The 12,980-nt window shown below is 33.7% G+C and carries 10 protein-coding genes; 2 read left to right on the forward strand and 8 right to left on the reverse strand.

Going from position 1 to position 12,980, the window contains the following annotated elements; translation table 11 throughout:
• Window positions 1-6: 6 nt before the first annotated feature.
• The 5 genes from LPC21_RS09825 to LPC21_RS09845 all read right to left on the reverse strand — a co-directional run bounded on the left by LPC21_RS09825 (window position 7) and on the right by LPC21_RS09845 (window position 5,912).
• A complete protein-coding gene (locus LPC21_RS09825; protein WP_229317036.1) occupies window positions 7-300 on the reverse strand; it encodes a hypothetical protein in 294 nt (97 codons plus the stop codon).
• 85 nt (window positions 301-385) lie between these two features.
• The gene (locus tag LPC21_RS09830; protein WP_229317037.1) at window positions 386-1,849 is read right to left on the reverse strand and encodes a lipopolysaccharide biosynthesis protein; all 1,464 of its coding nucleotides are present in this window, start codon (window positions 1,847-1,849) and stop codon (window positions 386-388) included.
• A 15-nt stretch (window positions 1,850-1,864) separates the two neighbouring features.
• Window positions 1,865-3,163, reverse strand: coding sequence for a glycosyltransferase family 4 protein (locus LPC21_RS09835; RefSeq protein ID WP_229317038.1), 1,299 nt, complete (start codon window positions 3,161-3,163; stop codon window positions 1,865-1,867).
• The gene (locus LPC21_RS09840) at window positions 3,153-5,582 is read right to left on the reverse strand and encodes a YfhO family protein (RefSeq protein ID WP_229317041.1); all 2,430 of its coding nucleotides are present in this window, start codon (window positions 5,580-5,582) and stop codon (window positions 3,153-3,155) included. The genes LPC21_RS09835 and LPC21_RS09840 overlap by 11 nt, the downstream gene beginning before the upstream one ends.
• 48 nt (window positions 5,583-5,630) lie before the next feature.
• Window positions 5,631-5,912 (reverse strand): DUF4834 family protein, encoded by a 282-nt coding sequence (locus LPC21_RS09845; RefSeq protein WP_229317043.1) that lies wholly within the window; start codon window positions 5,910-5,912, stop codon window positions 5,631-5,633.
• Window positions 5,913-6,037: 125 nt separating this feature from the next.
• Here LPC21_RS09845 and LPC21_RS09850 point away from each other — a divergent pair, with 125 nt between their 5' ends.
• Together LPC21_RS09850 and LPC21_RS09855 are read left to right on the forward strand one after the other, a co-directional pair.
• Window positions 6,038-6,979, forward strand: a complete 942-nt coding sequence (locus LPC21_RS09850) for a transporter (protein ID WP_229317045.1) — start codon at window positions 6,038-6,040, stop codon at window positions 6,977-6,979.
• 9 nt (window positions 6,980-6,988) lie between these two features.
• Window positions 6,989-8,107: a GTP cyclohydrolase gene (locus LPC21_RS09855; protein ID WP_229317047.1), complete on the forward strand. Its 1,119-nt coding sequence runs from the start codon at window positions 6,989-6,991 to the stop codon at window positions 8,105-8,107.
• A gap of 56 nt (window positions 8,108-8,163) precedes the next feature.
• Here LPC21_RS09855 and capB read toward each other — a convergent pair whose 3' ends face one another.
• The 3 genes from capB to LPC21_RS09870 form a co-directional block, all read right to left on the reverse strand.
• Window positions 8,164-9,426, reverse strand: a complete 1,263-nt coding sequence (capB, locus tag LPC21_RS09860; RefSeq protein WP_229317049.1) for a cysteate-C-fatty acyltransferase — start codon at window positions 9,424-9,426, stop codon at window positions 8,164-8,166.
• A gap of 120 nt (window positions 9,427-9,546) precedes the next feature.
• Entirely contained in the window at window positions 9,547-11,151 is a 1,605-nt protein-coding gene (locus LPC21_RS09865; protein WP_229317052.1) for a DUF1501 domain-containing protein, read from the reverse strand.
• A gap of 5 nt (window positions 11,152-11,156) precedes the next feature.
• A complete protein-coding gene (locus tag LPC21_RS09870; RefSeq protein ID WP_229317054.1) occupies window positions 11,157-12,953 on the reverse strand; it encodes a DUF1800 domain-containing protein in 1,797 nt (598 codons plus the stop codon).
• Between the last annotated feature and the right edge of the window lie 27 nt (window positions 12,954-12,980).

Raw genomic sequence — 12,980 nt, forward strand, 5'->3', positions numbered from 1 at the left:
TCAGAATTAGTAACAGGAATCCACAAAAGTCTTACCGTCTTCATCTATGGCAATAAGAATTCGCTTTTCTTTACCATAAACAAAGGTTAGATAAAGCCAACATATTGACCATAATCCAAAGGTCAAACAAAACAATACAAAGTTAAAGCTGTGATTGATTCTTCTAGCTTCTCTAGATAAAATAGCAAAAGGTAATTTATCATTTCTCTCTTTTACTATAAATCCGGTGCTTATTTTTGAACTTACTCGTTTATAAAAATCTTGTAAACTCTTTTCGGAACTATACTGCTTGTGATTCATAAAATGGAATTCTATTCTTACTACAAACAAAAATAATCCCATCCAATCTCCTGTACAATACCAAGATTTAGTGATATTACACCAATTAGAATTTCAATTTTTTAATTAACGAATTCAATACTTGATTGATCTCCTTTGAAATTGAAAATCGATAATTAATATATACATAGAGTATGGTTACCAGAATGGATTTTAATACAATACCAATTATTGGATGAAATGGAAACTTCCAAAAGTAAAACAACACAAATAAAATGGCAGTAATTAAAATCGAATAGATCGTTTGGATTGTAAATGGATACAAATGCATTCTTTTTACCACAAACATCAATTTAGCAACACTATAAATGGTAATAGACAATAAGGTCGCTATTGCCGAACCTGTAATACCGTACAAAGGAATAAAGATCATATTCAAAACAATCGTAAAGAAAACAAGCATCAATCCTAAGAACAATACCATTCGGTAATATTTTGAATTAAAAATTATCGCATTGTTATTCCCTAAGATTAAATCAAAATATTTGGATAAACCAATGATAAAAACAATCCAAATTCCACCCGCATAATCTTTGGGTAGCATTTCGTACAATTGATCAATATTGACAAAAATGCACAACATAACAAAGCCGCCTACTATTTGCAAATTGACTGAAGTCTTCTTGTATAAATCATTCAGTTCATCGTGTTTGTTTTCATGCATTAACTTGGCCGTAATTGGATATACAATTTGGTGCATCGCCCGACTTGGCACTGAAATTACTAAGGCAATATAAGTTGCCACCGAATAAAAAGCAATATTACCAATGTCCATATATTGGTTCAACATAATTTTATCGCCATCCAAAAGAAGATTAGCTACACTACCGGATAAAATGATATAAAACGTGTATTCTAAAATACCTTTAACGTTATGGGGGATCGAAAGTTGAAATTCAGGTTTTTTTACTCTAAAGGCATACAGCATCGTGATTAATAATGCTACAAAATAAATTCCTGCCGTTAAGTAGATGAACTCTATTGCCGTAATCCATCCCAAATACATTCCTACTAAAGCTACTAACGAAAACAATCGCAGTCCCACTTCTTTGATGAAATTTCCAAAAACCGAATGCATATGCACCCTAGCCCAAGCATAAAATATCTCAAAATAAGCCATACATAATCCAATAAATGGGATTAAATAAATAAACTCCTTTACTATTGGATTTTTCTTGGTTACAAACAAACTGATCTCATCATAAAAAAATAAGCCTAAAAGTAAAAGCGGGATCGTTAATACTAGTGGAAATAGAACCGAAAAGGATAAAAATTGATTTTGTTCTTTCTCAGTTTTGCATTGCGAATAAAATTTAACTAAAGTATTCTGCATTCCAATTGCAAACAAAGGCATAATGACATTGGCACAAGACAAAATGTAATTGGACAAACCGTAATAGGTTTTTCCTAAAATAGAAGGGAATAAAAAAATCGTACTGATACCACCAATTGCAAAACCTATATAGGTGATGATGGTATTTTTTAAAGACTGATTTAATACGATTCCCATAAGTAAATTGGTATATTATTGTTGGCGAAGTAGTTCGACTAATTGTTGGGTTAAATTTTTTCGAGAATACTGCTGAAGTCCAACTGCATGTGATTGCAGTTTCCCTACCAAAAATTGATTATAATACTCTTGAATGGTTTGCTTTAATTTCGCTTTTTCTGAATACTCAAAAAACACTCCTGAATTAGTATTGGTTATTATCTCAGCAAAATCAGAATCTTTTGGACCGATAGCTAGTATTGGCCGTTCCGAAACCATATACTCAAACAATTTTCCTGGCAATATACTTTTGGTTTCTTCTGAATTAATTTCTATTAATAATAGAACTTGTGATTTGCGCTGGTGTGCCACAGCTTCGGCATGCGATACATAACCTAGATTATTTAAGTACAAATTCAATCCAAATTGTTCGATTGTTTCCAAAACTTCTTGGCTAATAGCGCCTATTAATTTGATCTCTAAATGGGATTTAAAATCAGGAATTTCAGTACAAAGTTCGACCAAACTTTCCCATACTATTTTCGGATTTCTTTCTGATAGAAAAGAACCAATATGAGCCAAACTAAATTTTGTATCCAAGCTTTGTTTGTCTACTTTTTCAACATCAAAGCCATTGGTAATTACTTCAATTGGTTTAGTGGTTAAAGCTTGGAACTCGGCTTTAGTAGTTTTACTAGTTACGATAATGGTATCAGCCGTATTTAACACTTGCCTTTCCAATTGTTTGTGCTTCTTAGCTGCATATTGAGATAATCGTAACGATTTATGGTAACCAATAGTGGTCCAAGGGTCACGAAAATCTGCCAACCACTTCAGATTCATTTTTTGTTTTAATTCCAATCCGATCAAATGCAAACTATGTGGTGGTCCCGATGTAATTATGGTGTCAATTTCGTTTTCACGAATGTACTTTTCCAAATAGGCAACAGAAGGTTTTACCCAAAATACCCGAGCATCAGGTATAAATAAATTACCTCGTACCCAAAGCATCACTTTCTCTAAAAACGATTGCTTTTTTTGATTGGGAATAATCCCTGAACTGATTTTTTTGGTCTTGTTTTTAGATAAAAAAGAAGCCAATTGATACGGTTCAAAAATGGGAGTTTTTAAAATAATGGCTTTATCTGAAACTTCAGCAACCAAATTAGAATCCACAATTGGATAGGTTGGGTTTTCAGGTACGAATACGATAGGTTGTACATCAAAATCAGGTAAATACTTCACAAACTTCAACCAACGTTGTACTCCTGGCCCTCCAGCTGGCGGCCAATAATAGGTAATGATTAAAAGTTTTTTGGTGCTATTATTTGCCATTTTGCTGCATTTCGATTGTCTTTTTTCTTTCGAAATAAATTCCGCCCATCAATAGTAAAAGGATCCCAATAGAACTTACCAAAGTAATTGTGCTACCTGTTTGAACCACCTGAGGTTCAAATTTAAATTCAACACTATGTTTTCCTGCAGGAAGTACCAATGCTCTTAAAACATAATCAACTTGAAGATGTTCTACTTTATTCCCGTCTATATAGGCATTCCAGCCATTTTTATAATACATTTCTGAAAACACTGCTAAACCTTCATTGGCATTAATAGAAGTGTATTGTAAATGGTTGGGCTGATACGAATCCAAGGTGATTACAGCTGAACTGTCTTTGACGAAAGCCAATTTATTCATTGTAAATTCCTTTGAATTTAAAACAGCCACATTTTTGGAATCTAGTTGACCCAATGCCTTCATCTCTTCGTCTGCAGTTGGAACTAATTTCACCTGACTCACAAACCAAGCATTTCCATTGGCATCCGGATTGGCAATAGGAAATTCTTTACCTTCTTTATCCGTTTGAATCAAATATTTTACATTCAAGAAGTTCAAGGGTTCTAAATTATTTTTGGCAATTTGGTAATCAAATAATTGCTGCATTCTTCTTGGCTTTGCCGCATGATAGCCACCAATTGATTTATGGAAAAAGGAAGCTCTGGCACTAGATAAATTACCATTGATTTCAAAAACCCGATAGTTGCTACTGTCTTGCAATATCTGTGCATCTACCGGAGTGGCTTGAAAAGGTACTTCTATTTCTCTTTTGCTTACAAAATCTTTTTCAGAAACGTATTTTTTGTCCACTACAAACAGATCAAAAATCATGACCAATCCAATAACGACTATAGTAGTTTGCTGAGCCAATTTTTTCTTGATAAACAACAATAAAGATCCAGCCACAAGCAGAATAAAAAATGCAGAACGCAACAAATCAGCGCTGTACATGGTTTTTCGATCTGCTTTTAAAGCGTCTACAAAAGCAGGTCCATAATTTTTGATAAAATAGTCATCACTTGAAGCAGAAAAACTAAAGGTCCCTTTACACAAAAACAGTATCAATAGCACTCCAAGACCAAACAAGGTCGATTGGAGCAAGCCTTTCTTTTGCTGATTTTGATCCAATTGGAAAAAAGACTGTAACCCCATCACTGCTAATACCGGGAAACATAATTCTAGCAGGACTTGTATCGAAGAAACCGCTCTGAATTTATCATACAACGGAATATAATCAATAAAAAAGTTGGTTAGTACTGGAAAGTTTTTTCCCCAAGACAACACCAAAGCAATCATGGCTCCTCCAAAGAAAACGTATTTGATTTTACGATTGTCTATAAACAAAGCTAAGAAAGCCAAAAAGAATACTACTGCCCCAATGTATGCTGGTGCTGCAACAATGGGTTGGTCTCCCCAATAGGTAGGCATTCCTTTTACATAATCTTGCGCTTGACTGTCTGGCACTCCTTGGCTGATCATGAACTGATACATACTACTATCAGTTCCTAAGGTTTCATTATTAGATCCTCCAAAAAGTCTTGGCGCGACCAAATTGAAACTTTCAGCAATGCCATAACTGTACTCAGTTATATAATCACGAGATAACGCACTGTTTTCAGTTACTTTAGAACCATTACTATTGAAGGTCAATTCGTTTTTTCCACGGGTACTAAATTTGGTGTATTCAGTTGTAGCCAATAAATTCGTAGCATTGGCACCAATAGCAAAAATACCAGCAATAGCTAATACCCCAAAAGCAATTCCTAATCCTTTATAGTCTTTCTCTTTGATAAATTGAAAGGAAAAATAACCCACCAACACCAATAAAAAAATCAACAAATAATAGGTCATTTGAAAGTGATTGGCATTAATTTCTAAAGCTGTTGCAAACAGAGTCAGTAAACCACCCCAAACGTATTTTTTTTGAAAGACCATTAGAAATCCTGCAATCACCAAGGGCATATACCCAATAGCATGTGCTTTTGCATTGTGCCCAACTCCCAAAATAATGATCAAATAAGTAGAGAAACCAAAAGCAATCGCTCCAAAAAACGCCTTCAGAGGATCAATTTTAAGCACTAACAATAACCCATAAAATCCTAAGAAATACAAAAATAAATAATCGGCTGGTCGAGGTAAAAAACGCATTACATCATCTAAAGCACCTATATAATCATGTGGATATTTTGCTCCCAATTGATAGGTTGGCATTCCTCCAAAAGCGGAATTGGTCCAATACGGTTCTTTATCTGTTGCTTCGCGAAAATCAATTTGTTCTTTTGCCATTCCAGTATATTGTGCAATATCGGATTGGAAAATTTGTTTTCTCTGTAAAACAGGATAAAAATAAATCAAGGAAACAAGAACAAAACCAATAATGGCAAGCAAATGTGGATAGAACGTATTTAGTTTTTTCAATGTAAAAATAGTTTGGTTAGCATACAGAAAATCAGGATGGAAGCAAATTTAATCTATTTCTTCGTAATCCACATAGTCCCCTACTTTTTTGGTTTCACGAGGGTTTTTAGCATCCGTTTCTTTGTAGATAATTTCATCGTTATTTTGCGCTTTTTTCCAAGCAGCCTCTTGAGCATATTGCTGTTGCTTTTGAAAACTCTCACCTGCCTTTTCTACTGCTTTTTTAACTAACATAGGCAAAAACAAGCGCGCTAAAAACTTAAATAAATAATAGAACATCAATATGTAAAATACAGTTCTTATAAAATTAGAAAAAGAAGCTTCTTGCATAATCGGAATATTTTGCCCAAAAATAATAAATCAATTGTTCAAATTAAAGTTATACCTCTTAAATAAATAATAAATTATAGTACTTTTGATAAGCGTTATTTCCATCTAAACCAATAAAGACAACTATGTTTAAAAATAACCCTTCGATACTATTGAGTTTTTTATTAATTCCACTATGGAGTTTTGCCCAATATACGGACCAAATCAATTCCAATAGACCTGGCGAAACGATGTCGGCTTTTGCAGTAGGAAAATCAGTGATACAATTGGAAACCGGGGCTTATGGAATAAGTCAAAAACACCATTTACTAAACTATGTTACCAATGGTTATGGCATAGACGCAACGATTCGTTATGGCATGTTCAAGGAAAAATTAGAATTCCTTGCCGATGTCCAGTATCAAAGTCAATTGTATGAAGCTCGCTTGATTACAATAGACCAAAAAGCACTTAAACAAACTGTTTTGGGCGCAAAGTATTTACTTTATGATCCTTTTAAAAATCAAGAAAAGAAAGTAAATGTATACAGCTGGAAAGTGGACAAGTCTTTTAAATGGAAGCAATTGATTCCAGCAGTATCTGTTTTTGCTGGTGCGAATATCACTTCAGCGAACAATCCCTATCATTTTTCTACCAAAGCAGGCATTTCGCCCAAAGTTATTTTAATTACTCAAAATCACTTTGGAGATGGAAGCTGGGTATTGGTTACCAATACTATTGCGGACTATATTGGAACTGAATTTCCAAGTTATGGCTATGCGGTCACTCTTACCAAAGGCCTAAATAAAAACTGGTCTGGATTTATAGAAAACCAAGGCTACAAAAGCGATTTTTATAGCGATCTAATTGTCCGATCAGGAGCAGCTTATTTAGTTACAGAAGATCTTCAATTGGACGTTTCTGCAAGTGCAAGTTTAAAAAACACTCCTTCTATTTTTTATGGAGGAATTGGCTTTTCTTACCGTTTTGATGGGAATTATCAAGAAATTAGAACACCTATCGAAGAAGATCCCGTAAGTGTGAAAAAAGAAAAAAATAAAAAGAAAAAGAGATTCCTGATTTTCTAGAACTATACCATGATTCAAATTAAAGAAGCCATTACCAAAAGTGAATTAACCGATTACATTAAATTCCCTTTTACCTTATACAAAGGCAACCAATATTGGGTTCCGCCCATTATCGCTGACGAATTAGAAACTTTTGACAAAAGTAAAAATCCCGCTTTTGAAAATGCGGAAGCCTACTTTTATTTGGCCTATCGCAATAATAAAATTGTAGGACGAATTGCCGCTATTATCAATTGGGAAGAGGTCAATAACCAACAAAAGAAGAAAGTGCGTTTTGGCTGGTTTGACGTCATTGATGATGTGGAAGTAACGAAAGCCTTACTTGAAAAAGTGTATGAGTTAGGCCGTAAAAACAATCTTGAATACGTCGAAGGCCCGATGGGTTTCTCTAATTTGGACAAAGTTGGCGTACTCACCGAAGGTTTTGAAGAAATTGGCACCATGATTACCTGGTACAATCATCCCTATTATTCTGATCATTTTGAACAATTGGGCTATGTTACCGAAAAAGAATATTTGGAAAACAAATTCCCTTTTGAAAATGTGAAATTGGAGTTTTTTGACAAAGCACAAGAGTTAATCAAAAGGCGCTACCAACTGCGACCTCTTAATTTCAAGAAGACCAAAGACGTTTTACCGTATGTGGATAAGATGTTTGATTTATTCAACGCTTCTTATGCTAGTTTGTCTTCATTTGTAGCTATTTCTGATGTCCAAAAAGACTATTTCAAAAAAAAATACATCAGTTTTATCAATCCAGAATATATCAAATTTGTAGAGGACAAAGACGGAAATTTAGTGGCTTTTGCTATTGTAATGCCAAGTTTTTCAAAAGCTTTACAAAAGGCAAATGGCAAATTATTTCCATTTGGTTTCCTGCACCTGCTGAATGCTAGAAACAACAGTAAAGACGTTACTTTTTATTTAATTGGCGTTCATCCAGAATACCAAAACAAAGGAGTTCACGCGATAATTTTTAAAGAATACCATACCACTTTTACCGAAAAAGGGATTCAAAATTGCATCCGAACTCCTGAACTAGCCGACAATCAGGCGATTCATTTGCTTTGGAAAAATTTTGATCCCAAAATTGTCTGCAGAAGAAAAACGTTTCGAAAAGAGTTATAATTATTCAAAAAAAAATCCATTCTTTCGAATGGATTTTTTTTAAACAATATGATTAATTAAGCATCCAAATCTACTTTGGTTTGCTCTGCAATTTGTCTGTAGGTTCCATTGACTAATTTCTCACGAATCGCTTCAAACGCCGATAAAGTTTCGTCAATATCAGCCAAAGTATGAGAAGCTGTTGGAATCATACGCAATAGAATAATTCCTTTTGGAATTACTGGATAGACCACAATTGATAAGAAAATTCCATAATTCTCTCTTAAATCATTCACCATCACCATCGCTTCTGGAATTGAACCTTCCAAATAAACTGGTGTAATACAAGTGTTGGTATCTCCAATATTAAATCCTTTTTCTTTTAAACCGTTTTGCAATGCATTTACGTTCACCCACAATTTATCTTTAATCTCAGAAGATTGACGCAATAATTCCAAACGTTTCAACGAACCAATCGTTTGAATCATAGGCAATGCTTTAGCAAACATTTGCGAACGTAAATTGTATTTCAAATAATCAATAATTTCTTTATCACCAGCAACGAATGCACCAATGTTTGCCATTGATTTAGCAAAAGTTGAAAAGTACACATCAATATCGTCTTGTACTCCTTGCTCCTCACCTGCTCCAGCACCTGTTTTTCCAAGTGTACCAAAACCGTGTGCATCATCAACTAGCAAACGGAAATTGTATTTCTTTTTCATCGCCACCACTTCCTTCAACTTTCCTTGTTGACCACGCATTCCAAAAACTCCTTCAGTAATGAACAAAATTCCACCACCGGTTTCAGTAGCAATTTTTGTAGCACGTTGTAGGTTTTTCTCCATACTCTCCACGTCGTTATGACGGTAGGTAAAACGTTTCCCACTATGCAAACGTACCCCGTCAATAATACAAGCATGTGCATCAACATCGTAGACAATGACGTCATTTCTAGTCACCAAAGCATCAATAGTAGACATAATTCCTTGGTAACCAAAATTCAATAAATAAGCCGATTCTTTCATTACAAAAGCCGCTAATTCTTGTTCTAATTGTTCGTGGTATTTAGTATGGCCGCTCATCATACGAGCTCCCATTGGGTATGCGGCACCGTATTCAATCGCTGCATCGGTATCAGCTTTTCTAACTTCAGGATGATTCGCAAGACCTAAATAATCATTCAAACTCCAGTTTAAAATATCTTTTCCTTGAAATTTCATTCTCGGTCCTAATTCGCCTTCCAATTTTGGAAAAACAAAATAACCTTCTGCTTGTGAAGCCCATTTTCCTAATGGTCCTTTATTAGTCTGAATTCTTTCGAATAAATCTTTTACCATGATATATATTGAAATTGTTTATTTTTTTTCGATCAGCAAAAATAATTATTTAAAATTGATTAACAGAATTGAATGACTATTTATTTTGAATGATGGTAATAACTAAAATTTTTTTGTGATTTAATTAAACAACACTTTTTTATAAAAACGATTCCCATTCCAATCAATACTAATTATATACATAGATTCTTGTAAATGTCCAGAATAATCTAACTTCAATTCTCTTTGATTTAATTTAAAGACTTCGCTTTTTATTAACTGACCATTAATAGATAATAAAGAAACACTAACATAATCTTTTACAATATCTGGAAAACGAAGAGTTACCATTCCATCTTTAGAAGGATTTGGAAAAAGAATAATGCTGTTATCGTCAAAGTCTTCGCTACTAGATAATGTAGCATTAAAAATGGGTAGTTTTACAAAATTAGTACCTAGGACCTGAGTAGCTTCTGCTTCAGACATACACAACCAATCTTGCATCACGGTGGTATACAATTGTCTGTAATCGAACTGCATTTCAACTTGATCACTGACACCCGCATTCAAAGGTAAATTAGGCGACTTTCCGATCATACCTGTAATAGGATACATTGTCTTTTTAACTTGAGAAGAAGTATTAAGCATAGACCCAAAAAATAAAACTGGGGCAGCAGCACCATGATCTGTACCTTGACTCGAATTACTTTTAATTCTTCTACCAAACTCACTAAAAGTCATTCCAGATACTGAATCCGATTTGCCCATTGTTTCTAAATCTTGTTGAAAAGCTCCTATGGCCTGTGATAATAAAGTTAAATTAGTAGCTTGAGTACCCTGAGTCTTGTCTGTAGTATTTACTTGTGCACTATGTGTATCATGCGAATTTGGATGATTTACAATATAAATTGGAGATTTTAAGCCGCCATTAATCAATTTTGCTACGATCTTTAATTGATCTGCTAATTTGTTGTTTTTTGGATAAATTACAGGGGTAGTCAAAGGCACGTTATATGCTTTTTGAATCACCTTGATGTATTCATTACTCTGATCTTTCATCAGTCTTAAAAACGTTAACTCATGACCATAATCTGAATCTGGAGCGGGATCTGCAACGCCATTAATTATATTCAACAAAGCATTGGGATCTGGTGCACTATACCCCATATTAATATGTGGACCTTGTAACGAAAATGGCAAAGTTGAACCAATTTGTATTGCTAAAGGATCTGGCATTTCAGCTGTTGGATATCCATTAGGAAAATTAGGATATTTGATATCTAATGCTCTACCAATCCAACCCGTATCTAAATCTTTAGTACTTCCAGATCCTGTAAACCAAATGTCGGTAGCTTTAAAATGACTATAAATTGGATTAGGATAAGAAACACCTTGCACAATCATCATCTTCCCATTATCATAAAGATTTTTCATCTCAGTCATTGCAGGATGTAAACCTGTTGTGGGATTATCTGAAAGAGTAAGTACCTGTTTTGGATCCATTAAAATGTTAGCTCTAGCATTTACTAAATTACTCCACTTGTCAAGTGGAAAAATAGTATTCAAACCATCATTGCCCCCGTTTTGCTGAATAATTACTAAAATTCTATCACAGTTTAAAGCTGCTAAAGCCATCTTTTCAAGTGATTGACTTAACAAATCGGAAGAGGCAACTACTGGAATTCCTTTTAATAATAAAGGGATGGATGTAAATGTAGTTTTCTTTATAAAGCTTCTTCTTTTCATCTTTTTTACATTAATTGGTATTCTGCTAATTGTGCAATAGATAACAATAATCCTTTCAATCTAGTTTTAACAACTGAAGTAAAGGTGGTATTGTTTGGTGAATTAGTATAATTTACCCATGCTGTAGTCCAATATGAATTATTAGTTTGATTCGATAATAAATTTTGAACTTTTAAACTGTCTTTTACATTTGTGCTAAGATCAATTGACAATAAATATTTCACACACTCATTTACCAATAGATCAGGATTCTCTATTATTGATCCAGGAAATTGGGAAACCCAAGCAATAACATCTACTTCTATTTTAACTTTAAATCCATTAAATGTTGGTGAGTAACCATTAAAAATAGTATTAATAAAAGAATAGCGTTTTTGAACAGTATTCGAATTAATCCAATACTCATGAAATGAAGGCGATTGATAAAATGCATTCCAACCTGAAACGTTTGGCACTTCTCCCATTGTTTGTTCCATTGGCTTCATAATAGTGGAATTAAAATATCTCCACAAGGAATATTGGGCATCAAAATTAGATGTATCGGACACATTATGAACTATATTAAAAGTTCGCAAACTACCTAAAACTAGGTCAAATGGAGATTTGATGTATACCCCACGATTGGCCATATCAAAAAAATGTTCGCTTTTAAACAAGGCCTCTAACACTGGTTTTATCTCCCAATTAGCTGCTACAAATATTCTTGCCAAAGGTTGAATTACATTTGCTTCAACTGATGCATCAATATCATAATATACAAAATACCGATACAATCTTCTACAAATGTATTCCGATACCACTTGCTGCTTACTAAATAGCATCGTTATAAATGCATCTAATTCAGCTGATCCATTTGAATTGATAACAGTATTGTTAAAAAAAGGGGAAAAGGTTTTGTTAGAAGTATCGTGTAGCGAACTAACAAATGAAGTAGTAGTTGGGGATTGTGTCAAATTTTGAACCCTCCATCCTGTCAGCACTTTAGCAGCTTGAACAACATCAGATTCCGTATATTGACTCAAAGGATCTTTTCCAAGTGTAAATAATTCCATTATTTCACGAGCAAAATTTTCATCTGGTGCCGTTTTGGTATTAACTTGATTATTCAAATAGTACATCATAGCAGGTTGAGTTGCTATATTTCGAATAATTACTTTGAAATTACCCGTTGCATTAGCTCTTAAAAATTTGAAATAATCATAACCAATTCTTGCCGAATTAGAACCTGATGCCGATCTTACAGTATCCAAATCAATTGGTATAAAATGATACCAAAACCAAAGCATCTTTTCGCGAATAATATTTTCTTGATTTAATACTTGACCGGTATTCCAACTAGACAAACTTATGTTTCTGTAAAAATCGGTAGTTCCCCCTATTGAATTAGAATTAAAGGCATGATTGGTCCAATCTTCACCATAAGCTATACCGCCTTCGTCATTAAAAACATTCTGATAATTATTTACAGGCGGTAAAGGTGTTGGGTTAGTAAAATTTAAAAGTTGATTCACAGCAGAATTCAATCCACCAGAAACAAATGTATTTAAGTCATTAATTTTAAATCCAAAAAGGGTTCGTTTCAATAAATGTATAGCCTCTTTTTCTGTCCAAACACCTGTATAAGGAGTAATCCCAGAAGTAATTGTATTTTTTCGGTTAAAGATTCTTGAAGAGGTTGTGTCTACATATCGACGTCCATTGTATACTTTTCTTCTGTATTTCTCCAATAAAGGATCTATACCATTTGAATTTCTACGCACAATTAATTTAAATAATTGTCTTCTAGATAATTTATTACTCATTTGAAACAAATTAAAAAAATAAATATA

Origin of the sequence: Flavobacterium ammoniigenes (assembly GCF_020886055.1) — a bacterium.
Lineage (GTDB): Bacteria > Bacteroidota > Bacteroidia > Flavobacteriales > Flavobacteriaceae > Flavobacterium > Flavobacterium ammoniigenes.